General features: G+C 69.6%; 23 protein-coding genes. 11 read left to right on the forward strand and 12 right to left on the reverse strand.

Features of this window, described 5'->3' with window-relative positions:
• Positions 1-15 precede the first annotated feature (15 nt).
• Complete coding sequence (locus tag ACFYR3_RS09735; RefSeq protein ID WP_355844081.1) at positions 16-588, forward strand: hypothetical protein; 573 nt, start codon at positions 16-18, stop codon at positions 586-588.
• 137 nt (positions 589-725) lie between these two features.
• Here the strand turns inward: ACFYR3_RS09735 and ACFYR3_RS09740 are convergent, their stop codons facing one another.
• From ACFYR3_RS09740 to ACFYR3_RS09755, 4 genes are all read right to left on the reverse strand, one after another.
• Complete coding sequence (locus tag ACFYR3_RS09740; protein WP_328553915.1) at positions 726-1850, reverse strand: GuaB3 family IMP dehydrogenase-related protein; 1125 nt, start codon at positions 1848-1850, stop codon at positions 726-728.
• A 136-nt stretch (positions 1851-1986) separates the two neighbouring features.
• Positions 1987-3495, reverse strand: a complete 1509-nt coding sequence (gene guaB, locus ACFYR3_RS09745; protein ID WP_355844078.1) for an IMP dehydrogenase — start codon at positions 3493-3495, stop codon at positions 1987-1989.
• A 458-nt stretch (positions 3496-3953) separates the two neighbouring features.
• Positions 3954-4529: a sigma-70 family RNA polymerase sigma factor gene (locus tag ACFYR3_RS09750; protein ID WP_315903658.1), complete on the reverse strand. Its 576-nt coding sequence runs from the start codon at positions 4527-4529 to the stop codon at positions 3954-3956.
• Between the two features lie 268 nt (positions 4530-4797).
• Positions 4798-5409, reverse strand: coding sequence for a response regulator transcription factor (locus ACFYR3_RS09755; RefSeq protein ID WP_003948568.1), 612 nt, complete (start codon positions 5407-5409; stop codon positions 4798-4800).
• Between the two features lie 389 nt (positions 5410-5798).
• On the opposite strand from ACFYR3_RS09755, the gene ACFYR3_RS09760 reads away from it, so the two are divergent.
• A complete protein-coding gene (locus ACFYR3_RS09760) occupies positions 5799-6128 on the forward strand; it encodes a WhiB family transcriptional regulator (protein WP_261705375.1) in 330 nt (109 codons plus the stop codon).
• A gap of 160 nt (positions 6129-6288) precedes the next feature.
• On the opposite strand, the gene ACFYR3_RS09765 is transcribed toward ACFYR3_RS09760, so the two are convergent.
• Positions 6289-7185 (reverse strand): LysR family transcriptional regulator, encoded by an 897-nt coding sequence (locus ACFYR3_RS09765; protein ID WP_355844074.1) that lies wholly within the window; start codon positions 7183-7185, stop codon positions 6289-6291.
• 79 nt (positions 7186-7264) lie between these two features.
• Between ACFYR3_RS09765 and ACFYR3_RS09770 the strand changes: the two genes are divergently transcribed.
• The 4 genes from ACFYR3_RS09770 (at position 7265) to ACFYR3_RS09785 (ending at position 9711) form a co-directional block, all read left to right on the forward strand.
• Positions 7265-7933: an MOSC domain-containing protein gene (locus tag ACFYR3_RS09770; RefSeq protein ID WP_389282316.1), complete on the forward strand. Its 669-nt coding sequence runs from the start codon at positions 7265-7267 to the stop codon at positions 7931-7933.
• A gap of 141 nt (positions 7934-8074) precedes the next feature.
• Entirely contained in the window at positions 8075-8848 is a 774-nt protein-coding gene (locus tag ACFYR3_RS09775) for an SDR family oxidoreductase (RefSeq protein ID WP_355844068.1), read from the forward strand.
• 154 nt (positions 8849-9002) lie between these two features.
• A complete protein-coding gene (locus tag ACFYR3_RS09780) occupies positions 9003-9299 on the forward strand; it encodes a hypothetical protein (protein ID WP_355844065.1) in 297 nt (98 codons plus the stop codon).
• A gap of 160 nt (positions 9300-9459) precedes the next feature.
• The gene (locus tag ACFYR3_RS09785; protein ID WP_389282407.1) at positions 9460-9711 is read left to right on the forward strand and encodes a hypothetical protein; all 252 of its coding nucleotides are present in this window, start codon (positions 9460-9462) and stop codon (positions 9709-9711) included.
• On the opposite strand, the gene ACFYR3_RS09790 is transcribed toward ACFYR3_RS09785, so the two are convergent.
• Both ACFYR3_RS09790 and ACFYR3_RS09795 read right to left on the reverse strand, forming a co-directional pair.
• Entirely contained in the window at positions 9705-9962 is a 258-nt protein-coding gene (locus ACFYR3_RS09790; RefSeq protein WP_355844059.1) for a Txe/YoeB family addiction module toxin, read from the reverse strand. The genes ACFYR3_RS09785 and ACFYR3_RS09790 overlap by 7 nt on opposite strands.
• On the reverse strand, positions 9959-10237 hold the full coding sequence (locus ACFYR3_RS09795) for a type II toxin-antitoxin system Phd/YefM family antitoxin (RefSeq protein WP_355844056.1): 279 nt from the start codon (positions 10235-10237) through the stop codon (positions 9959-9961). The genes ACFYR3_RS09790 and ACFYR3_RS09795 overlap by 4 nt, the downstream gene beginning before the upstream one ends.
• A gap of 225 nt (positions 10238-10462) precedes the next feature.
• Between ACFYR3_RS09795 and ACFYR3_RS09800 the strand changes: the two genes are divergently transcribed.
• The 4 genes from ACFYR3_RS09800 to ACFYR3_RS09815 all read left to right on the forward strand — a co-directional run bounded on the left by ACFYR3_RS09800 (position 10463) and on the right by ACFYR3_RS09815 (position 14403).
• On the forward strand, positions 10463-10744 hold the full coding sequence (locus tag ACFYR3_RS09800; protein WP_389282319.1) for a hypothetical protein: 282 nt from the start codon (positions 10463-10465) through the stop codon (positions 10742-10744).
• 212 nt (positions 10745-10956) lie between these two features.
• The gene (locus tag ACFYR3_RS09805; RefSeq protein ID WP_355844051.1) at positions 10957-11367 is read left to right on the forward strand and encodes a hypothetical protein; all 411 of its coding nucleotides are present in this window, start codon (positions 10957-10959) and stop codon (positions 11365-11367) included.
• A gap of 58 nt (positions 11368-11425) precedes the next feature.
• A complete protein-coding gene (locus tag ACFYR3_RS09810; RefSeq protein WP_355844048.1) occupies positions 11426-12118 on the forward strand; it encodes an ABC transporter ATP-binding protein in 693 nt (230 codons plus the stop codon).
• Positions 12115-14403, forward strand: a complete 2289-nt coding sequence (locus ACFYR3_RS09815) for an ABC transporter permease (RefSeq protein WP_389282322.1) — start codon at positions 12115-12117, stop codon at positions 14401-14403. The genes ACFYR3_RS09810 and ACFYR3_RS09815 overlap by 4 nt, the downstream gene beginning before the upstream one ends.
• A gap of 282 nt (positions 14404-14685) precedes the next feature.
• On the opposite strand, the gene groL is transcribed toward ACFYR3_RS09815, so the two are convergent.
• The 4 genes from groL to ACFYR3_RS09835 form a co-directional block, all read right to left on the reverse strand.
• Entirely contained in the window at positions 14686-16311 is a 1626-nt protein-coding gene (gene groL / locus ACFYR3_RS09820) for a chaperonin GroEL (protein WP_355844042.1), read from the reverse strand.
• A gap of 155 nt (positions 16312-16466) precedes the next feature.
• Positions 16467-16775, reverse strand: coding sequence for a co-chaperone GroES (gene groES, locus ACFYR3_RS09825; protein WP_261705370.1), 309 nt, complete (start codon positions 16773-16775; stop codon positions 16467-16469).
• Positions 16776-17061: 286 nt separating this feature from the next.
• On the reverse strand, positions 17062-17826 hold the full coding sequence (locus ACFYR3_RS09830; RefSeq protein ID WP_389282324.1) for a polysaccharide deacetylase family protein: 765 nt from the start codon (positions 17824-17826) through the stop codon (positions 17062-17064).
• Positions 17823-18764: a polysaccharide deacetylase family protein gene (locus tag ACFYR3_RS09835; protein ID WP_389282326.1), complete on the reverse strand. Its 942-nt coding sequence runs from the start codon at positions 18762-18764 to the stop codon at positions 17823-17825. The genes ACFYR3_RS09830 and ACFYR3_RS09835 overlap by 4 nt, the downstream gene beginning before the upstream one ends.
• A 91-nt stretch (positions 18765-18855) precedes the next feature.
• Here ACFYR3_RS09835 and ACFYR3_RS09840 point away from each other — a divergent pair, with 91 nt between their 5' ends.
• Positions 18856-20049, forward strand: a complete 1194-nt coding sequence (locus ACFYR3_RS09840; protein WP_389282328.1) for a methyltransferase domain-containing protein — start codon at positions 18856-18858, stop codon at positions 20047-20049.
• Here the strand turns inward: ACFYR3_RS09840 and ACFYR3_RS09845 are convergent.
• On the reverse strand, positions 20027-22051 hold the full coding sequence (locus ACFYR3_RS09845) for a cell wall-binding repeat-containing protein (protein WP_389282330.1): 2025 nt from the start codon (positions 22049-22051) through the stop codon (positions 20027-20029). The two genes, ACFYR3_RS09840 and ACFYR3_RS09845, sit on opposite strands and share 23 nt — an antisense overlap.
• Between the last annotated feature and the right edge of the window lie 126 nt (positions 22052-22177).

The following is a 22177-nucleotide window of genomic DNA, read 5'->3' on the forward strand; positions in this document are numbered from 1 at the left end:
CCTGGGGGGAACCACATGAGTCAGTCGACGCCGCCGTCCGGTCCACCGGTCGACAAGAACCCGTACGCGGATCAGCCCACCGATCAGCCGCCCGTCCCGCAGCCGGGTGTCCCGCAGCAGACCGTCCCGCAGGGCGCGCCCCAGCCGGGCTTCCCGGTCGCGCCCGTCGCCCCGGCCGCCCCCGCGCGCAACAACTTCGCGCTCGGTGCCGTCGCCGCTGTCGGCGCCGGCGTGGTATCCGCGGTCCTGTACGGCCTCGTCATCGGCCTCACGAAGCACGAGATCGGCTACGCCGCAGTCGGAGTCGGCTTCCTCGTCGGCATCGCCGCGGGCCGCCTCGGCGGCCGCAACCAGACCCTGCCGGTGGTCAGCGTGATCGTGTCCGTGGCGGCGATCTACCTCGGCCAGCTGATCGGCGAGGCGATGATCGGTGCCAAGGAGACCGGCCTCGGCTTCAGCACGATCTTCTTCGACCACTTCGACGTGGTCCAGCAGGCGTGGAAGGACAACGCCGACCCGCTGACCTTCGCCTTCTTCGCGATCGCGGCGTACGTGGCATTCCAGGGCACCCGCAAGGCCGGTCTCTGAGGATGCCCTTGACGGGCAACTGACGGGACGACCTCGCACGGGAAGGGCCCGTCCACCACTCGGTGGACGGGCCCTTCCCGCGTACAGACGTACAGACGCACAGGCCAGGCCGGTACGGGAACGTACAGACGTACGAGCTAGCGCTTGTGCTGGGAGTCCGCGACCGTCACCTCGACGCGCTGGAACTCCTTCAGCTCGCTGTAGCCGGTGGTCGCCATGGCGCGGCGGAGGGCGCCGAAGATGTTCATCGAGCCGTCCGGGATGTGCGACGGACCGGTGAGGATCTCCTCGATGGTGCCGACGGTGCCGAGGTCGACCTTCTTGCCGCGCGGCAGCTCCTCGTTCACCGCCTCCATGCCCCAGTGGTGTCCACGGCCGGGCGCGTCGGTGGCGCGCGCGAGCGGGGAGCCCATCATCACGGAGTCGGCGCCGCAGGCGATGGCCTTGGGGAGGTCGCCGGACCAGCCCACACCGCCGTCGGCGATGACGTGCACGTACCGGCCGCCGGACTCGTCCATGTAGTCGCGGCGGGCCGCGGCGACGTCCGCGACGGCGGTGGCCATCGGGACCTGGATGCCCAGCACGTTGCGCGTGGTGTGCGCGGCGCCGCCGCCGAAACCGACCAGGACACCGGCCGCGCCCGTACGCATCAGGTGCAGGGCCGCGGTGTACGTGGCGCAGCCGCCGACGATCACCGGGACGTCGAGTTCGTAGATGAACTGCTTCAGGTTCAGCGGTTCGGCGGCACCGGAGACGTGCTCGGCCGACACCGTCGTACCGCGGATGACGAAGATGTCCACGCCCGCGTCGACGACGGCCTTGGAGAACTGCGCCGTGCGCTGCGGGGACAGCGCTGCGGCGGTGACGACTCCGGAGTCGCGCACCTCCTTGATGCGCTGCCCGATCAGCTCCTCCTTGATGGGAGCCGCGTAGATCTCCTGGAGGCGGCGGGTCGCGGTCTCCGAGTCCAGCCCGGCGATCTCGTCCAGCAGCGGCTGCGGGTCGTCGTACCGCGTCCAGAGGCCTTCCAGGTTCAGGACGCCCAGGCCGCCCAGCTCGCCGATACGGATCGCGGTGGCCGGGGAGACGACCGAGTCCATCGGGGCGGCCAGGAAGGGCAGCTCGAAGCGGTACGCGTCGATCTGCCAGGCGATCGAGACCTCCTTCGGGTCCCGCGTACGGCGGCTCGGGACGACGGCGATGTCGTCGAAGGCGTACGCCCGGCGGCCGCGCTTGCCGCGCCCGATCTCGATCTCAGTCACGTTGTGGCCTTTCCGTCTTCGCTTCTGCGCTCCCAGTATCCCCGACGCCCACGACAAGGGCGGCCCCCGAGGTTCGGGGGCCGCCCTTGTCGTGGGCTTCACGCGCGCGTGAAAGCCCGTTCACGTGTACGGGTGACTACTTGTTGCGGCTGTAGTTCGGCGCCTCGACGGTCATCTGGATGTCGTGCGGGTGGCTCTCCTTGAGACCCGCCGAGGTGATGCGGACGAACCGGCCGCGGTCCTGGAGCTCGGGCACGGTGCGGCCGCCGACGTAGAACATCGACTGGCGCAGACCGCCGACCAGCTGGTGGACGACCGCGGAGAGCGGACCCCGGTAGGGCACCTGGCCCTCGATGCCCTCGGGGACGAGCTTCTCGTCGGAGGCGACGCCCTCCTGGAAGTAGCGGTCCTTGGAGAAGGAGCGCTGCTCGCCACGGGACTGCATGGCGCCCAGGGAGCCCATGCCGCGGTACGACTTGAACTGCTTGCCGTTGATGAAGAGCAACTCGCCCGGGGACTCCTCGCAGCCCGCGAGCAGCGAGCCGAGCATCACCGTGTCGGCGCCCGCGACCAGGGCCTTCGCGATGTCGCCGGAGTACTGGAGGCCGCCGTCGCCGATGACCGGGACGCCGGCCGCCTTGGCGGCGAGCGACGCTTCGTAGATGGCCGTCACCTGCGGTACGCCGATGCCGGCGACGACACGGGTGGTGCAGATGGAACCGGGGCCGACACCGACCTTGATGCCGTCGACACCGGCGTCGATGAGGGCCTGCGCGCCGTCACGGGTGGCGATGTTGCCGCCGATGACGTCCACGCCCGAGGAGTTCGACTTGATCTTGGCGACCATGTCGCCGACCAGCCGGGAGTGGCCGTGCGCGGTGTCGACGACGATGAAGTCGACACCCGCCTCGATCAGCGCCTGGGCGCGCTCGAAGGCGTCGCCCGCCACGCCGACGGCCGCGCCGACCAGCAGGCGACCCTCGGCGTCCTTCGCGGCCATCGGGTACTTCTCGGCCTTGACGAAGTCCTTGACCGTGATGAGGCCCTTGAGGACGCCCGCGTCGTCGACCAGCGGGAGCTTCTCGATCTTGTGACGGCGCAGCAGCTGCATCGCGTCGTTGCCCGAGATGCCGACCTTGCCGGTGACCAGCGGCATCGGCGTCATGACCTCGCGCACCTGGCGCGAGCGGTCGGTCTCGAAGGCCATGTCGCGGTTGGTGACGATGCCGAGCAGCTTGCCGCCGCCGTCGGTGACCGGGACACCGGAGATGCGGAACTTGGCGCAGATCGCGTCGGCCTCGCCGAGCGTGGCGTCCGGGTGGACGGTGATCGGGTCGGTCACCATGCCGGACTCGGAGCGCTTCACCAGGTCGACCTGGTTGGCCTGGTCCTCGATGGACAGGTTGCGGTGCAGAACACCGACGCCACCCTGGCGGGCCATCGCGATCGCCATGCGCGACTCGGTGACCTTGTCCATGGCGGCGGACAGCAGCGGGATGTTGACCCGGACGTTCTTCGAGATGTGCGAGGCGGTGTCGATCTGGTCGGGCGCCATGTCCGACGAGCCCGGCAGCAGCAGCACGTCGTCGTAGGTCAGCCCGAGTGTCGCGAACTTGGCGGGCACTCCGTCGACGTTGGCAGTCATGACACCTTCCCCAAATGGCCTTGATCGGTGCGGATGTCCATGCTAACGGGAAGCATGGCTCTCTCATTCCACGGTTGAGGGTGGGCTTCGGCTTCGTATGTTCGTACGGGATGAAGGTCGTCCCCGTTCAGACCCGTGCCCGGAGAAGGCGCCGAGGCCCTGGCCGGGAGCGCTCCGCCCGGGTGGGTCTTCGCCGGCCGGCACCCCGACTCCGTGGTGGAGGGGAAGGCGCCGACCGTCCTCGGCGAGCCGGTCCGGCGCCGCCGGGGCCCGCCACCTTTTGCCTGCAATTTGCGGAAGGAAAGGGATCCGGCGTGGCGGCACGCTCAACCGGGTCGCCCGACCGGGTGCAGGTCGGCATCACCGGAACGTGCCGCTCCGGACGGGGGTCGACCGGGAGCCGGTCGACGCGTTGGGAACATGCCGCCCCGGTCGCGTCGCCGCGACCGGACGCATTCCTACTGCTCCGCCAGCGCCCGCAGCCGGCTGAGCGCCCGATGCTGGGCCACCCTGACGGCGCCCGGTGACATTCCCAGCATCTGGCCCGTCTCCTCGGCCGTGAGGCCCACCGCGATGCGCAGAAGGAGCAGCTCGCGCTGGTTCTCGGGGAGGTTGGCCATGAGCTTCTTGGCCCACTCGGCGTCGCTGCTGAGCAGCGCGCGCTCCTCGGGGCCGAGGGAGTCGTCGGGCCGCTCCGGCATCTCGTCGGACGGAACGGCCGTGGACCCCGGATGGCGCATCGCGGCGCGCTGGAGGTCGGCGACCTTGTGCGCGGCGATCGCGAAGACAAACGCCTCGAAGGGGCGCCCGGTGTCCTTGTAGCGCGGCAGCGCCAGGAGCACCGCGACACAGACCTCCTGCGCCAGGTCCTCCACGAAGTGCCGCGCGTCCCCCGGAAGCCGGGACAGACGGGCGCGGCAGTAACGCAGCGCGAGCGGGTGTACGTGGGCGAGCAGGTCGTGTGTGGCCTGTTCGTCACCGTCGACCGCGCGATGGACGAGCGCACCGATCCCCGTCGTCTCGTCTTCACGCATCGGTCCATGGTGCCTTGACGTCGTCCTGTCCGTGGCACCGCGTCCATAGTTGTGCACCGAAGCGTTATGAGCAGGTGCGCCGGAACTCATCTCCTGCGCCCTCCCCTTCCGCTCGACCGACTTGTCCCCAAGGAACTCCACACCTCAAGGATGCGGCATCCGCCGGGAAACGGGGATCGGACACCGAAGAGGCTCTCTCCGAGGGCCCGGCCCCACCCGCCGTCCGGCGGGCAGGGACTACTGCTGTGATACCCGCGAGGCGACTCACCTAGCGGACCAGGCCCCACCGGAATCCGAGCGCGACCGCGTGCGCCCGGTCCGAGGCGCCGAGCTTCTTGAAGAGCCGCCGGGCGTGGGTTTTGACCGTGTCCTCGGAGAGAAAAAGCTCACGGCCGATCTCCGCGTTCGAGCGGCCGTGGCTCATTCCCTCGAGGACCTGGATCTCACGCGCGGTGAGGGTGGGCGCGGCGCCCATCTCCGCCGAACGCAGTCTGCGCGGCGCGAGCCGCCAGGTCGGGTCGGCGAGCGCCTGGGTCACGGTGGCACGCAGCTCCGCCCGCGAGGCGTCCTTGTGCAGATAGCCGCGGGCGCCGGCGGCGACGGCGAGTGCCACACCGTCCAGGTCCTCGGCCACGGTGAGCATGATGATGCGCGCACCGGGGTCGGCGGACAGCAGCCGCCTGACCGTCTCCACGCCGCCCAGTCCGGGCATACGTACGTCCATCAGAATCAAATCCGAACGGTCGGCTCCCCAGCGGCGGAGGACTTCCTCGCCGTTGGCCGCCGTCGTCACGCGCTCGACACCGGGCACGGTCGCGACCGCACGGCGGAGCGCCTCTCGGGCAAGCGGGGAGTCGTCGCAGACGAGGACGGATGTCATGACCGTCCTCCGCAGCTGATGCGCGTCACCTTGAGCCTCCAGGCTGTTACGAATCGTCACCTGTGCGGTCGACACTCGCAGGCGGATATGACCGCCTACCCGAGCGCTTGTTCCTTCAACCGCCTCAGCCATCTCAACGATGGTCACTCGAAAGAGTTACGGGGCAGTCGGCCGTCATCGGCACTGTACGTGAGGGCGCGGACACGGTGCAGACATGCGCGCCGACCCTCAACGTTTCATCACAACCCATGCCCCATTTAGCCTGTTTTCTTCCCATTTGCTGGTGTCTGAGGCTAGATTCGCAATGAGTCATATTTTCATCTCCTTAGATCGTAGATGTACGGTCGGTGGGCACAGAGCAGCCCAGAACGGCAACAAGGGGACACGCAATGGCAGATTTCTCCCGCCTTCCCGGTCCGAACGCGGACCTCTGGGACTGGCAGCTCCTCGCGGCCTGCCGCGGGGTCGACAGCTCGCTCTTCTTCCATCCGGAGGGCGAGCGCGGTGCGGCACGGAGCGCTCGTGAGAACTCGGCCAAAGAGGTCTGCATGAGATGCCCGGTGCGCGCGGAATGCGCGGCACACGCCCTGGCGGTGCGCGAACCGTACGGCGTGTGGGGCGGACTGACCGAGGACGAGCGCGAAGAACTCATGGGACGGGCACGCAACCGACTGGTCTCGGCATCGGCCACCGGAAACGCTGCCGCTTCGAACAACTGAAGGAACGTTTCTGCCCTGAAGGTGCAACGGCAGGCACTTACGGGCAGGTGCGTGCGGGCAGGTGCGTACCAAGCAGGCGTCTACAGCGCGCCGGACCGTACGTAGACAGGGCTGTACATAGACGGGGCTGTGCGCATGGGCTGTGCGTGCGGGGAGGCCCCTAGCGGGCCGCCGCCCGTGCCAGCCGGTCCAGCGTCGCGGCCACCGCCGGCACCTCGGCGAGGTCCGGCAGGGTGAGAGCGACGATCTCGCGGCGCACCGCGGGCTCCACCGTCACGGTGCGCGCCCCCTTCGGACGCACGGACTCGATCGCGAGCTCCGGCAGGACGGCGACGCCGAGTCCCGCGCCCACGAGCCCGACCACGGCCGGATAGTCGTCGGTGGCGAAGTCGATACGAGGCTCGAAACCGGCGTCGCGGCAGACCTCGACGAGCTGGCCACGGCAGCGTGGGCAGCCTGCGATCCACGACTCACCGGCGAACTCGCCGATCGAGACGGACTCCGCCCGCGCGAGCGGATGTCCCTCGGGCACCAGACCGACAAGGCGGTCCATCAGCAGGGGCCGTACGACGAGGTCGTCCCACTCCTCGACGCCTGGAGCGCCCTCGTAACGGAACGCGAGCGCGATGTCGCAGTCGCCGGCCCGGAGCTTCTCGACGGACTCGGGCGGTTCGGCCTCCTCCAGGGAGACGCGGGTGCCGGGGTGAGCGGCGCGCAGCGCGGCGAGGGCCGTGGGAACGAGGGTGGAACTGCCGCTGGGGAAAGAGACCAGCCGGACGCGGCCAGCGCGCAGACCGGCGATCGCGGCGACCTCCTCCTCGGCGGCCGTGAGGCCGGCCAGGATGCTCGTGGCGTGCTTGACGAGGGCCTCACCCGCCTGGGTGAGACGCATCTCGCGTCCCGTCCGGACGAGCAGGGGGGTGCCGACGGACGACTCCAGTGCCTTCATCTGCTGGCTGACGGCGGGCTGGGTGCAGCCCAGTTCGCGGCCCGCCGCCGAAAAGGATCCGGTGGTGGCGACGGCGCGCAGGACACGGAGATGACGGGCCTCGATCACCGTTCGAGCATAAGCGCATCTTGGATGGGGCGGCGAATATCGCGTCGACGCTTTGGGCTGTATCACCTAGCTTGGTGCCATGAAGCTCTTGTCGCTGAACCTGGGCCGGGCGCGGTCCGTCGAGTACACGGACCAGCCGGAGGGCATGACCGGCATCGACAAGCGACCGGTCGACGGGCCGGTACGCGTGACGGCACCGGGGCCCAAGGGCGTCGGCGGGAGCGGGCTCGCCGGGGACGCGGTGTGCCACCTGCGGCATCACGGCGGTGACGACCAGGCCGTCTACGCGGTCGCGCGCGAGGACCTCGACGGCTGGGAGCGCGAGCTCGGCCGGGCACTGCCGAACGGCGTGTTCGGCGAGAACCTCACGACGGTGGGGCTCGACGTGTCCGGCGCGCTGATCGGCGAGCGCTGGCGGATAGGTTCCGATGTCGTCCTGGAGGTCACCTGCGGGCGCATCCCCTGCCGCACCTTCCAGGAGCACCTTGGCGAGAGGGGCTGGGTGAAGAGGTTCACGCAGCGGGGCGCGCCCGGCGCCTATCTGCGGGTGATCGAGTCCGGTGAGATCCGCTCCGGGGACCCGATCGAGATCGCGCACCGACCCGGCCACGATGTCACCGTCGCCGTCCAGTTCCGCGCCTCGACGACCGAACGGGAGCTGCTGCCAAGGCTGTTGGCGGCGGGCAGCGCACTGCACACCGAGTCGCGGAAGACGGCTCTGGAGTGCGTGGCGAAGTACGGCGGTTAGGGGCGGCCCGAGCGGCACCCCAGGGATGTCCATGGGGTGTCCGTTCCCTTGGCGGCCGGGGTGCGGGGAACGCGTGGAGCGCGGTCGGGCGTTGGGCGGCACCGGGCGGCGGGGGCCCCGGCCGGTCACTAACCTTGCGCCATGACAACGGCTCTGATTACGGGATCGACCGCGGGAATCGGTGCCGCCTTCGCGCGGCGGCTGGCGGCGGACGGGCACAACCTCGTGCTGGTGGCGCGGGACACGAAGCGGCTGCGGGAGCAGGCGACCGAGTTGCACGACCGGCACGGCATCGAGGCGGAGGTGCTCACGGCGGACCTGGCGACGGACGAGGGCATCGAAGCGGTGGCCGCCCGTCTCTCCGACCGCAAGCACCCGGTCGACCTGCTGGTCAACAACGCCGGCTTCGGCAACAAGGGCCGCTATCTGGACGTATCGATGGCGGACGAGCTGAAGATGCTCAAGGTGCACTGCGAGGCGGTGCTCCGGCTGACGTCGGCGGCGACCGAGGCCATGCGGGAGCGCGGCCGGGGCGGCGTCGTCAACGTCGCGTCGGTGGCCGCGTTCGTGCCCCGGGGTACGTACGGGGCGTCGAAGGCGTGGGTCGTGCAGTTCACGCAGGGCGCGGCGAAGGATCTCGCGGGCAGCGGGGTGCGACTGATGGCGCTCGCTCCCGGTTTCGTGCGCACCGAGTTCCACGAGCGGGCCGGCATGGGAACGGACAACATTCCGAACTGGATGTGGCTCGACGCCGACAAGCTGGTCGCAGCCGCGCTCGCCGATCTGGCGCGCGGAAGAACCCTGTCCGTCCCGGATCCGCGCTACAAGGTGCTGATGGGCGTGGTGAAGGTGACCCCGCGGGCGTTGCTGGGCGGGATCACGTCGAAGACCGGGCGGAAGTACGGACCCCAGTGAAGTACGGCCCCCAGAAAGGGCGATCACGTGGGGCGCGGGGATCGCGGGGCGGACGCTCGCGATGATCGTGCGGTGGGTGGTGTCGCCCCTCCGGTGGGAGGATTGAGGGTGATTCGACCGATTCAACCGGACCAGGGGAGCCGGAGGCGGCGCCATGACTTTCGTACAGCTGATTGACTGCAAAACCAGTCGGTTCGACGAGTTGAACCAGCTGATGGACACATGGGTCGAGAAGACCAAGGGGACACGGACCGCGACGCACAGCGTCATCGGCAAGGACCGCTCCAACGCGAACCACTTCGTGGAGATCGTGGAGTTCCCGTCGTACGAAGAGGCGATGCGGAACTCGAAGCTTCCGGAGACCGAGACGATCTTCCAGGAGATGGTGGCGCTCTGCGACGGGATGCCGACGTTCACGGACCTGGACGTGGTGCGCGACGACAAGCTCTGAGCGTGACCGTCCGTACTTTCCTTGCGTTGTCGGCGGTCCGGGTGGCCTGAGCACGCGCCCGGTCGCCGGTGCGGAGCAAAATCGGAATGTGCCGCAGTGACTTCGGCTTCGCGTTTTCCGGCGAGGCGTACCTGGCGGAGGGCGGCTGCGTTTGCATGCGGTGGGCCATGAACGGCACTCACACGGGCACCTTCATGGAGGTCCCGGTGTCCAGGCGACAACAGGCCTCCACTACTGGCAGAACCGCCTCCTGTACGGCGAGGACACCGGAGCCGCCGCCTCCGAGGAGCAGCGCGCGAAGGTGGACCGGGCTGCCCGACGCGAGTACCAGGTGCTGCAGGGCATCAACCACCGCGGCAGGACTTCGACGCAGTCGCCCCACACGGGCCTGTGCGCGGCGATCCCTCAGTAGTGGTACCGAGCCTTGATGATCACGATTTCTTTCTCGGTGGCCCGGTAGACCAGCCGGTGCTCGTCGTCGATCCGGCGTGACCAGTAGCCCGACAGCTCACCCTTCAGCGGTTCGGGTTTGCCGATCCCCGTGAAAGGGTCGCGCTGGATCTCCCTGATCAGGCGGATCAGCTTGCCGAACAGCTTCTTGTCGGCGGACTGCCAGTAGAGGAGGTCCTCCCATCCGGTGGGACGGAATCGCACATCCCTCACTGCCCGTCCTCCGCCATGGCCGTCAGCTCGTCCATGGGCCTGGTGATCAACGGTGTCTCGGCGGCCTTGTCCTCGGCGACGGCCGCCATGAGGCGAGCGGCGTTGGCAGGGCTGCGGAGCAGGTAGATGGTCTCCTGCCAGGAGCGGAAGTCGTCGGCCGACATCAGTATGGCGTTGCCGCCCTTGGAGGTGATCTCGACCGGCTCGTGATCGTCGTTGACCTGCTGGATGAGCGGGAACAGCCTGGCTCGGGCCTCGCTGGCGGTGATGGCCATGGACTCATCCTCCCAAGAAGTGGTACAGCCTTACGGTACCACTCGACCGGTACAAGGATCCGGTACGAGTCCGGAGAACCGATACATGCCCGGTCGATGCCGCCGCCCGGGTTTTCGCGCCCACGGGCCGGCACCCCCCACAAACCCCGAGGCCACCCCTGCAGAAGGTGTCCGTAGGCCCGTCACACCTGGTCGGAGACCTCCCGGAGACGGGATCTTCGGGTCATGACCACCTTCGTCCTCCACTTCAGCCCCACCCCGCGCGGCGCCCGTCCGGCCCGCCGTCTCGCCTCGCACCAGATGGACGTCCGGGGCCGGCCTCACGGCAGCCCGATCCACGACACCGTCGAGCTGATCGTCGCCGAGCCGGCCGCGAACTCAGTCAGCCACGGCCGGGCGCCCGGCCGGGACGCCGAACTACGGGGAACGATCCGCCCCCGGCAAGACCGTCTGGGCAGTCGCGGCCAGTGGTGCGACGGTACCGAATTCCCGACCGCTCACAACTGACGATTCGTCACCATACGTTAGAAAAAGCTCAGATAGCGGGCAAGTCAAAGCCAAGCAAAGGCCAAACAGAGGCAAAGTCGCCCATCTCGAAACATGATCGAAAGTGGACTGAATCGAATTGACCATGCCATTGCCCCTCCTTCACGGCTGCTAGGTTCACGACGGCTCCGGACCTGACCATCCGGGGTTTTACACAACAACGGGACGCAAACATGCGCAAGTTGGCAGTCGGCGCGATCGCCGCGGGCCTGTTCGCCGTCAGCGCGGGGACGGCGGCCGCCGTCTCATGGCACACCATCACTCCGCTGACCACCGGCGGCGGTTCGTTCACCAGCGGCCAGTACGCCTTCTGGCCCTCGAACCAGAACCACGGCGCCTTCGAGTGGGCGGGCAACCTGAACGACACCGACAACGGTGACGGTCACAACGTCTACATACAGGTCCGTGTCGAGGGCTACGACTGGAGCCGCTACAGCGGCACGCAGAAGCACAGCGTCCCGCTCGACAAGCTGAACTGGGACGGCGCCGCTCTGCACACCGATGACGCCTACATCCGCGTCTGCCGTGACAAGGGCTCGCTCAACCCTGACAACTGTTCGTCGACGAAGCACTACCAGAGGTAGTCGGCGCTTCGACAGCACCGCGGGCCCAGGGACACATGCTCCTGGGCCCGCTCGCTTCTTGGGGGAAGCCATCAGTACGTCAGACATCATTTCAGCCGCGGGAGTCGACCTCTCCTACGGCAACCAGCCGGCTGTCCGCGAAGCCCACCTCTCGGTCGCCCCGGGTGAGGTCGTGGCCATCACAGGGCAGAGCGGCTCCGGCAAGTCCTCACTTCTCTACTGCCTGGCCGGGGTGCTGCCCACCACCCGCGGCCAGGTGCGCTTCGAAGGGCGCTCGCTCGGTGACCTCTCCGACGACGAGATCAGCGCCCTGCGCCGGGAACGTTTCGGGTTCGTCTTCCAGTACGGCGAACTGCTGCCGGAACTGACCATCGAGGAGAACACCGCACTGCCACTGCGCCTGACCGGACAGCGCAAGCGGCCCGCCCTCGCCAGAGCGGGTGAAGTGCTGGAGCGGCTCGGCCTCGGCGAGCTGCGTCACCGCCGGCCCTCACAGGTCTCGGGCGGACAGAGCCAGCGCGCCGCGGTGGCACGCGCCCTGGTCCACCAGCCCGCGGTCGTCTTCGCGGACGAGCCGACCGGCTCCCTGGACAGTGCCAACGCCTCCGCCGTACTCAAGGAGTTCCTCGGGCTGGCCCGCTCACAGGGCACCGCCGTCATTCTGGTGACGCACGACCACGGGGTGGCCGCACAGGCCGACACCCGCTACACGATGGCGGACGGGATACTCACGCCGCGAGGTGCGGCGTGACCGAATTCCTGCTCGGCCTGCGGCTGCTCCTCGGCGCAGGCCGAGGCAACCGCACACGTTTCTTCCTGATGGCGGCCGGAGGCTCCATCGGTGTCTGCTGCCTGGCCCTCGTTCTCACCGTTCCGGCGATCCTGCACGCCCACGACGGCCGGGCCGCAGCACGACAGCCCGTCACCTCCTCCAAAGGGTCGGCGGACGGCACGCTCGTCGTCCAGCGCTCCGACGCGTACGGATCCAGGCCGTTCACCCGCGTGTTCATCGCCCGGGGCACCGAGGGAACACGGTCGGCCCCACCTGGTCTGCCCCGGCTCCCCGGCCCCGGCGAGGTGTTCGTCTCGCCGCGGGTCCACGACCTCCTGCGCGAGGCACCCGCCGTCAAGGGGCTGCTGCCCGGACGTGAGAAGGGAACCATCGCGGGAGCCGGGCTCGCGCACCCGGACGAGCTGTACGCGTACATCGGCACCACGCGCGGCCGGATCGCCCACGAGGGCCGGATCCTGAAGGGGTTCGGGTACGACTACGCCCCGTCCCCTGCCGTGGAACCGTCCACGTTGACGGACGTGCGCTTCGCTCTGGCCACCTTGGTTCTGCTGCCCCTGGGGATCTTCCTCACCGTCTGTGCGCGTCTATCCGCCGCCAGCCGCATGCGGCGCCTGGCGGCGCTGCGCCTGCTGGGCCTCAGTGTCAAGGGCACCCAGCGTGTGAACGCCGCGGAGACCGTGATGGCCGCACTGCTCGGCGCCGTACTCGGCCTCGGGGAGTACTGGGTTCTCAACCAGGTGATGTCCCGGACGGGACTGCCCGCGCTGCGGTGGTATCCGGGCGACGGTGCCCTGTCCACGACGACCGTCGCCGTGTGTCTGATCGGCTGCCCGGCGCTGGCCTGGTTCGTCGGCCGCAAGAGTGCGCGGGAAGCCGCCGCCAACCCGCTGGCCGTACGCCGCACCGCGCTCCCGCGGCCACCGTCCAAGTGGGGCGCTCTCCTCCTTGTCGCCGGTATGGGCATCGTGTCCGGTTTCTGCATCAGCGGTCTGCTCGGACACCCCGCGTCGAGTGTGGGCGTGAACGCGCTGCTCGTGGTCGGCGGCGTCGTGCTGACCGGAGTCGGGCTCGTGCTCACGCTCCCGTTGATCTCGTACGTTCTCGCCCGCCGGGTGGCGGCCTCCACCCAGTCCCTCACGCTCAACCTGGCGATGCGACGCAATGAGGCCGAGCCCGGAAGCACGATGCGGGTCGTCACCGGTCTCGTGCTCCTCGTCTACGCCGCCTCGCTCGCTCAGGGTGTTCTCATCCAGCTGGAACAGGTCAGCCGGCCGTCCGGACCCGTGCAGGACTACTCCCTGTCCCTGTCCGCCCTCGCCTCGAGCCAGCAGAGGGAACTGGGCGACATGGCCGGTGTTCGCACCCACGCCGTCACGATGAACTCCTGGGTCGATTTCGAGAGGAAGAGCCCTGGGGACGCGTTCGCTTCGTCGGCCACCGCCCTGATCGCCAGCTGTGCGCAGTTGGACCGCATGGTCCGGCGCTCCGAGGGCTGCGTGGACGGCAAGGTGATGCGGCTCGTCGACCCCAATTCCAGCGTCGGATCCGGCGTGAAGCCAGGCACGCCCTTCCGGTTCCGTCTCTCGGGGAGCAAGGCCGGGCACCTCGACATCGGCTTTCCCGCCGCCCGGATCGTCTACAGCGGGTACTCCGCATCCGCCGTGGGCGACGCCGTGCTTCTCGTTCCTCCGTCGGCACTGCCTGAACACACTCGCCCCCGTGACGCCGAGCTCGTGCTCACCAGCAGCTCGGAGCCTGGCCAGGTCCGCAAGGTCCTCGACGGCATCGGGGCGATCGCCCCGATCGCCGAGGTGGAGCTGGTCGGACTGAACGTCCAGGGACTCGAACAAATATCGGTCGTCGAAACCCTGCTGGCCCTAGGCATGATCATGGGGTTGGTCATCGGCGTGGCCGCGTTCCTGGTGTCCGTGACCGACCGCGCGGTCGAACGCCGGGCGCAGGTCACCGCCATCACACTGATCGGTGCCCGGACACGGACCATGCGGGCCGTGCAGTGCCTCCAGGTGGTACTGCCGCTCGGTCTCGGTCTCGCCCTGGCGGCCGTCACCGGGAAACTCGCCGAGTCCAGCTACCTGGTCACCGGTGGCGGGGCGATCCGCTGGGATGTCGCCGGCATCCCCCTGCTGTCCTTGGCGGTGGCGGGAGTGGTGGTGGCCGCGGCAGCGGGCTCACTGCCGCTGGCCGGCCGCCGGATCGATCCGGAGCTGATCCGCCGCGACTGACGAACCGGTTCGACACGGCCGAGGGGCTGTCCGAAGCACGACCGGGCCAGGGCCCGGCGCCCAGCGCGGGTACCGCGGTCGATCCGGGCCTTTGCCCGCCGCGAGCGTCGGGAACGGCCGACTCGCCTTCGCCTGTCCGCCCGATGCGCATCCGACCTTCTGACAGCACTTTGCCCCGCCGCAGAACGGCGGGGCAAAGTCGCCGGGACCGGTTCAGCCGACGGCACCCCCGCTGGGGGACGTCAGCGCCGGCTCATGGCCTGGCGGCGCTCTCCGTGTGTGTCAGTGGGAGTGCCCGTGGCCGCCGTGACCGGCGTCGCCCTCGTCCTCGGCCGGCTTCTCGACGACCAGGGTCTCGGTCGTGAGGAGCAGGGAGGCGATGGAGGCGGCGTTCTCCAGGGCGGAGCGGGTTACCTTGACCGGGTCGATGACGCCGGCCTTGACCAGGTCGCCGTACTCGCCGGTCGCGGCGTTGAAGCCCTGGCCCTTGTCGAGCTCGGCGACCTTGGCGGTGATGACGTAACCCTCCAGGCCGGAGTTCTCGGCGATCCAGCGCAGCGGCTCGACGGCGGCCTTGCGGACGACCGCGACACCCGTGGCCTCGTCGCCGGTCTTGCCGAGGTTGCCCTCGAGGATCTTCACGGCGTGGACGAGCGCGGAGCCACCACCGGAGACGATGCCCTCCTCGACCGCGGCGCGGGTCGCGGAGATGGCGTCCTCCAGACGGTGCTTCTTCTCCTTGAGCTCCACCTCGGTGGCGGCGCCGACCTTGATCACGCACACGCCGCCGGCCAGCTTCGCGAGGCGCTCCTGGAGCTTCTCGCGGTCCCAGTCGGAGTCGGTGTTCTCGATCTCGGCCTTGATCTGGTTGACGCGGCCGAGGACCTCGTCGGAGCTGCCGCCACCGTCGACGATGGTGGTGTCGTCCTTGGTGACGGTCACGCGGCGGGCGCTGCCCAGCACGTCCAGGCCGACCTGGTCGAGCTTGAGGCCGACCTCCTCGGCGATGACCTGACCACCGGTGAGGGTGGCGATGTCGCCGAGCATGGCCTTGCGGCGGTCACCGAAGCCGGGGGCCTTCACGGCGACGGCGTTGAACGTGCCGCGGATCTTGTTCACGACCAGGGTCGACAGGGCCTCGCCCTCGACGTCCTCGGCGATGATCAGCAGCGGCTTGGAGGCGTTCGACTGGATGACCTTCTCCAGCAGCGGCAGCAGGTCCTGGATGGAGCTGATCTTGCCCTGGTGGATGAGGATGTACGGGTCGTCGAGGACGGCCTCCATACGCTCCTGGTCGGACACCATGTACGGGGACAGGTAGCCCTTGTCGAAGGCCATGCCCTCGGTGAAGTCCAGCTCCAGACCGAAGGTGTTGGACTCCTCGACGGTGATGACACCGTCCTTGCCGACCTTGTCCATCGCCTCGGCGATGAGCTCGCCGACCTGGCTGTCCTGGGCGGAGAGCCCGGCCACGGCGGCGATGTCGGACTTGTCGTCGATCGGGCGGGCCGTCGCGAGGAGCTCCTCGGAGACGGCCTTGACCGCGGCGTCGATGCCCTTCTTCAGGAGGGCGGGCGACGCGCCGGCGGCGACGTTGCGCAGGCCCTCGCGGACGAGCGCCTGGGCCAGCACGGTGGCGGTGGTCGTACCGTCACCCGCGATGTCGTTGGTCTTGGTCGCCACCTCCTTCACCAGCTGCGCGCCGAGGTTCTCGAACGGGTCGTCGAGCTCGACCTCGCGGGCGATGGTGACACCGTCGTTGGTGATGGTGGGGGCGCCGAACTTCTTGTCGATGACGACGTTGCGGCCCTTGGGGCCGATCGTCACCTTCACCGTGTCGGCAAGCTTGTTGACGCCGCGCTCAAGGGCGCGACGGGCGTCCTCGTCGAACTTCAGGATCTTCGCCATGGGAGCGGTTCAGCCCTCTCGGAAAACTTGGGAGAAACGAACGGCGCCCCCAGCGCCCGGTTCATCAAAGGTAGCGGGGGCCAGGGGCGCAGTTCACTGCAATGCTTGGTGCGGGGTTGTCCGGGGAATGACCCCGAACGCCCTTACCGGGTGAATTACTTCTCGATGATCGCGAGCACGTCGCGAGCCGAGAGGACGAGGTACTCCTCGCCGTTGTACTTCACCTCGGTGCCGCCGTACTTGCTGTACAGCACGACGTCGCCGACGGTGACGTCGAGCGGAAGACGGTTACCGTCCTCGAAGCGACCCGGACCCACGGCAAGGACGACGCCCTCCTGGGGCTTCTCCTTGGCGGTGTCCGGGATGACCAGGCCAGAGGCCGTGGTCTGCTCGGCGTCGAGCGGCTGGACCACAATGCGGTCCTCGAGCGGCTTGATGGCAACCTTGGAGCTGGTGGTCGTCACGATCCGACCTCCCCCTTCGGAGATCTCACGGGGTTAACTGTCTGAGGTGGCGACCAGGTGGATCCGTCGTCGCGGGTGCCGGATCTGCCTGTCGCTATTGGCACTCTCCAGGGGGGAGTGCCAGACCTGAGACTATGACTGCGATTAGCACTCGGTCAAGCGGAGTGCCAAAGGCGTCGGCGTGGCGCAGCCCGAACGGCGTCGGATCCCGCCGAACGGCGGCCCGCTGGAGGTAGCTCTCCGGCCGCGCCGAACGGCGGCCCCCTGGAGGAGCTTCTCCCGCCGACTAGAGGTAGTTCTCCAGCCGCGCCGGAGTGAAGCCCTCCCGCTGGATCCGGCGGAGCAGCCGGAGCGTGGCGTCCGTGAGATTCGGTTCGCCGAAGCCGGCGAGGATGTCACCCGGCCGGAGCCTGTGCGCGTCGGCCGCCCGGCCCAGGACGATCGCGGCGACCCCGCAGTCGGCGGCGGCCCGCCGGGTGGTCTCGTCGTACCGGCCGTAGGGAGGCCGCAGCAGCCGGGGCCGGATACCGAAGCGCCGCCTGAGCTTGTCCTGCTGTCCGCAGATCTCGGCGCGCTGGCCGGCGTAGGGCAGACCGCGCAGGGAGGCGTGGTCGAGGGTGTGGTTCTGGACGCTCGCGCCGACCGCGCGCAGCCGTGCGAAGTGCCCGTACCCCGGCCCGACGACACTGTCCGTGAGGAACACACTGACCGGCAGCCGCAGTTCGCGGACCATGTCGACGAACCGCGGATCGCGCTCCGCCCCGTCGTCGTACGTCAGGAAGACCACCTTGTCGCGGGTGCGCACATGGTCCACGACGGGCGGAAGTCCCGGACCCGCGGTGCGCGCGGCGGTCCGGGCGGGTACTTTCGGCGCCGGGGCGAGCGGGGTGGCCAGACCCCAGCGGCGGTACGCCGACTCCTGCGGACGCACCCGCTGGGCCGCCTTCTTGCCGAGCCGCTCGATGGGGTCGACGGACTGCGCGCAGCCGCTGAGCAGCACCGCCACGAGCAGGGCGGCGACCGGCACCCGCACCCGTGCCCGCACCCTCACAGGTAGTCCTCCAGGCGCGCGACCGCGTACCCCTTGGCCGTGACCGTCTTCAGGAAGCGACGGACCATGTCGGGCATGGTGCCCTTCCAGTCCTCGCGGCCCCTGAAGTGGGTGAGGACGATGTCGCCGGGGTGCAGGTCCTGGTCCTCCTCGCGGTACTCCCAGTGGTCGACGAAGACTTCCTCGTCCCAGATGGGCGCGTACTTGATGCCGCAGGACCTGGCGGCGCGCAGGGTGTCCTGGTCGTAGTTGCCGTACGGCGGGCGGAAGACGGTCGGGCGCCTGCCGAACTCCTTCTCCATCACGTCCTGCACGCCGCAGATCTCGTGCTTCTGCCGCTCGTAGGACAGGGCGGGCAGATAGAGGTGGTGCAGCGTGTGGTTGTTGAGCGTGATGCCGCGATCGCGCATCCTCCGGAAGTACCCGTAGTCGTCCTCGACGAGGTAGTCGCTGAGGAAGGCGGTGTACGGGATCTTCAGGTCGCTCATCATCCGCAGGAACGCGGGGTCCTTCTCCTCGCCGTCGTCGACGGTGAGGAAGACGACCTTGTCCTTGGTGGGGACGGTCGTGAAGACCGGCGGCAGTCCCAGCTCCTCCTGGTCGTCCACCTCGAACCCCTTGCGGGGCTCGATGACCGGCTTACCGGCGGGCGGTGCCGGGGGTGTCAGCGGCACCTCGGCCAACCCCCAGCGCCTGGCGACGGCGGCGCGCCGGGCCTGCGCCATGCGGAGCCGGGAGGCGTACGCGGCTAGGGCACGGACGGGGGGCGCCTGGAGCCCGACCTGCGGGCCGTGGACCGGCTTGGCTCCGTCGGCGCCTGCGCCGGAGCCGTTCTCGGCACAGCCGGAGACGAGGAGGGCGAGGGCGAGCACGCCGACTCCCCAGCACGCACCGGCCCCGTTTGCGCCGTTTTTATCATTTTGTCGTACGGGTCGCATGGAGCCGGATCCTCCCAGGTCACCGCCCCCGCGAAGGCCCCGACACCGCCGCCGGAAGCACACCGTCCACCGACTGGCCCACAATGGCCGGGTGAACGACGCCTCCTTCGCCCCCCTCCTCACCGCCGAGGGCCGCGCCCTGCTCGACGAGGTCCGCGCCACCGAACCGGCACAGGAACTGGCCGTCGCCACCCGGCTGCGCCGCGAGCACCCCGCCGAACTGGTCTCGGCGGCCCTCGGACAGGCACGGCTGCGGCAGCGGGCGGTGGCGAAATTCGGGGTCGAGGACGCCGGACGGATGTTCTTCACCCCGAACGGGGTCGAGCAGTCCACCCGGACGACCGTGGCGGCACACCGCGCCGAGCGGCTGCGCGCGCTGGGGGTCCGCTCCGTCGCCGACCTCTGCTGCGGCATCGGCGGCGACGCCATCGCGCTGGCCCGCGCCGGAATCCGTGTACTCGCCGTCGACCGCGATCCGCTGACGGCCGCCGCCGCCCGCGCGAACGCCGACGCGCTGGGGCTCGCGGACCTGATCGAGGTGCGCGAGACGGATGTGACGCAGGTGGACACCTCGTCGTACGACGCGGTCTTCGTGGACCCGGCGCGCCGCGGCGGCCGGGGCCGGATCTTCGACCCGGAGGGGTACTCGCCGCCGCTGTCCTGGGCGGTCGGGGCGGCCCTGCGGGCTCCGATCGCCGCCCTGAAGATCGCCCCCGGCATCCCGCACGAGGCGATCCCCGCCGAGGCGGAGGCCGAGTGGATCTCGGACGGCGGCGACGTGAAGGAGGCGGTGCTGTGGTTCGGCACGGAGCCCGGCCTGGTACGCGCCACTCTGCTGCCCGGCCCGCGCGAGCTGCGCGGACGCGGGCTGCCGAATCCGGCGGTGCGAGCGGTCGGACGCTATCTGTACGAACCGGACGGCGCCGTCATCCGCGCACACCTCGTCGCCGAGGTGGCCGAGGATCTGGACGGCGGGTTGGTCGACGAGACGATCGCCTACGTCACCGCTGACGAACTGCGCCCGACACCGTACGCCTCCGCCTACGAGATCACCGATCAACTCCACTTCAACATGAAGAAGTTGAAGGCGCTGCTCCGGGAGCGGGAGGTCGGCGTCCTGACCGTGAAGAAGCGCGGGTCGGCCGTCGAGCCGGAGGAGCTGCGGCGGAAGGTGAAGCCGCGGGGCCCCCGGTCCGCGACGGTGTTCCTGACCCGGGTGGCGGGCGCCCCGACCATGCTGGTGGGGGCACCCGCACAGCCGCCTACTGCTGGTGGCGGGCGCTGAGCGCACCGAGGTCAGGCTCGGCGACGGGCCGCGGCGCCGTGCCGGTCCGCACCGCCGGAGCACCCGCGGCCGATCCGGCCGAGGAGTACGAACTCGCCATCGGCGCCATGCCGTTGTAGTACGGCGCGTACGTCCACTGGCTGCTGCTCGCGCTGATCGCCGTACCCGCGGAGTTCAGCGCCGCCGCCGACACCGAACCGGTGCCGCCGAAGACACTCACGTCGTTGATGTTCGCGGCACCGTTGACCAGGTAGGACTTGGTCTCGGAGGAGAGGCCGGCGACGTCCGTCCACAGCAGCGGGCCGAACACGTTCATCGCCGCCGCGGCCGAGGTGCCACCGAGCCAACTGTCCGTGGAGGCCAGGGCCACGGTGCCCGGACCGCCCCACCAGAAGCGCGCGAGGGCGACCGCGGTGCCCGCGTTGGTGCTCGCCGTGACCGGGTAATAGGTGTACGACGACGGCCAGTTGGAGAACCTCGTGTGCGTCAGCGCGTACTTCGCCGTACCGCCGACCGGGATCATGTAGGTGTCACGCGGGTCCAGGCTGTTGAGGTACGACTTCACGGACGCCGTCAGCGTGTTGCCCTCGTTGAGCACGACGACGGCCTTGCCGCTCGTCCCGTCCGCACCCGCGGCGGACGCCGCGGCGAGCGCCGAGTGGTAGTCCGTACCGGTCGCGATGAAGACGTAGTCCGGCGCGCTGGTGATCGACTTGGCGACGGCCACCGAAGTCGAGTAGCGCGAGGTGCCCGCCAGCCGCTTCGGGGTGAAGCCGAGCGCGGAGATCTTCGAGGAGACGGAGCTGCTGAGGATCGACGTACCGCCGACGAGGTAGACGCTCGCGCCCGGCTTGAGAGTCCGCTTGAGCTCGTTCTGGACGGACGTCGACAGCGAGCTGCCCGGGGTCATCAGGACCGGGCCGTGCTTCTTCCCCGCGAGGGCGGGGGCCGTCAGCGCGTACGGCTGGCTGCTCTGGGAGACCAGCACGGCGGACGAGGCGTTCATCAGGCCCGGCTCGCTCTTGCCGACCGTGTTCCAGGTCCAGCGGGACGCGGCGACGTTGCTGCCGTAGACGTCGGCGCCCCAGACACGGGCGACGGTGTTCTTGCGCAGCGGCTGCCAGGCGGGCGAACGGCCGCCCCACGGGAAGGGCTGGCCCTCCGTCACCGCGTCCGCGGTGATCGTCATGACGACGTTGCTCTCCTGGCGGCCGCCGCTGATGGGCCGGTTGAAGTGCACGACGAGCCGGTCGCTCGCGGGCGCCCACGAGGGGGTGTCGTAGTCGCCGGTGTCGTTCGTCAGGCGGCGCTCGCCGGTGCCGTCGGTGTTGATCGAGAACAGCTGGCGATGACCGTCGACGGTACGGACGAACGCGACCTTGGTGCCGTCGGGCGAGAGGGCGGGCGAGCCGCCCGCGGCGAGCTTGGTCTCCGTCTTGGTGGTGGCGTTGTAGAGCACGACCGACGGCGTAGTGGTGGTGCAGCCGGTGCCGTTGCGCTGGAAGGCCAGCAGCTTGCCGGTCGCGTCGCCGCTCGGCACGAGGTCGCAGCCGCCGGTGGCCAGCAGCCGGACCGCGGTGCCGCCGCCGGCCTGAACGGAGTAGAGCTTCTTGGCCGCGGAGAAGACGATCGCTCGTCCGTAGGTCCAGTACGTCGGATGGGACGCCGAGGGGCCGCTGTCGGCCCCCTCGTAGACGTGCGTCCTGCTGCTGCCGGTCACGCTGATGGTGTCCAGCGATCCGGCGATCTCGAAGACCACGCGGCTGCCGTCGGGCGACCAGGCAGGCGACACGTCGTCGGTGCTGCCCGAGATGCGCTTCTCGTCGTTGCCGTTGACGTCCACCGACATGATGCCGTCGTTGGACACGGCGATCCGGCCGTCGGTCGCCGGCCACCCGGCGACGTCGGCCGACGCGCCCGGTGCCAGCGCGATCGCGGTGCCGGCCGCCAGGGCCGTCACCGCGGTGAGCGCCACGAGTCTGCGGCGCGTGGAGATTTTCATGGGTGTACCCCCCCCAGGTAGGTGCGATGGGCTGCCGGACCACGCCTCACGGGGGCCTACGGGGTGAACGGAGAGCGTCATTCCCGTGTACGGCAGCGGCGCCACTGTAAGCCCTTGGTGATCACG

It is taken from the genome of Streptomyces sp. NPDC005784, assembly GCF_042871525.1.
Lineage (GTDB): Bacteria > Actinomycetota > Actinomycetes > Streptomycetales > Streptomycetaceae > Streptomyces.

Coding starts and splice junctions, on each gene's coding strand:
- ACFYR3_RS09735 (WP_355844081.1), top strand. CDS start 16: ATGAGTCAGTCGACGCCGCCGTCCGGTCCACCGGTCGACAAGAACCCG.
- guaB (WP_355844078.1), bottom strand. CDS start 3,495: ATGACTGCCAACGTCGACGGAGTGCCCGCCAAGTTCGCGACACTCGGG.
- ACFYR3_RS09750 (WP_315903658.1), bottom strand. CDS start 4,529: ATGCGTGAAGACGAGACGACGGGGATCGGTGCGCTCGTCCATCGCGCG.
- ACFYR3_RS09755 (WP_003948568.1), bottom strand. CDS start 5,409: ATGACATCCGTCCTCGTCTGCGACGACTCCCCGCTTGCCCGAGAGGCG.
- ACFYR3_RS09760 (WP_261705375.1), top strand. CDS start 5,799: ATGGCAGATTTCTCCCGCCTTCCCGGTCCGAACGCGGACCTCTGGGAC.
- ACFYR3_RS09770 (WP_389282316.1), top strand. CDS start 7,265: ATGAAGCTCTTGTCGCTGAACCTGGGCCGGGCGCGGTCCGTCGAGTAC.
- ACFYR3_RS09775 (WP_355844068.1), top strand. CDS start 8,075: ATGACAACGGCTCTGATTACGGGATCGACCGCGGGAATCGGTGCCGCC.
- ACFYR3_RS09780 (WP_355844065.1), top strand. CDS start 9,003: ATGACTTTCGTACAGCTGATTGACTGCAAAACCAGTCGGTTCGACGAG.
- ACFYR3_RS09795 (WP_355844056.1), bottom strand. CDS start 10,237: ATGGCCATCACCGCCAGCGAGGCCCGAGCCAGGCTGTTCCCGCTCATC.
- ACFYR3_RS09800 (WP_389282319.1), top strand. CDS start 10,463: ATGACCACCTTCGTCCTCCACTTCAGCCCCACCCCGCGCGGCGCCCGT.
- ACFYR3_RS09805 (WP_355844051.1), top strand. CDS start 10,957: ATGCGCAAGTTGGCAGTCGGCGCGATCGCCGCGGGCCTGTTCGCCGTC.
- groL (WP_355844042.1), bottom strand. CDS start 16,311: ATGGCGAAGATCCTGAAGTTCGACGAGGACGCCCGTCGCGCCCTTGAG.
- ACFYR3_RS09835 (WP_389282326.1), bottom strand. CDS start 18,764: ATGCGACCCGTACGACAAAATGATAAAAACGGCGCAAACGGGGCCGGT.
- ACFYR3_RS09845 (WP_389282330.1), bottom strand. CDS start 22,051: ATGAAAATCTCCACGCGCCGCAGACTCGTGGCGCTCACCGCGGTGACG.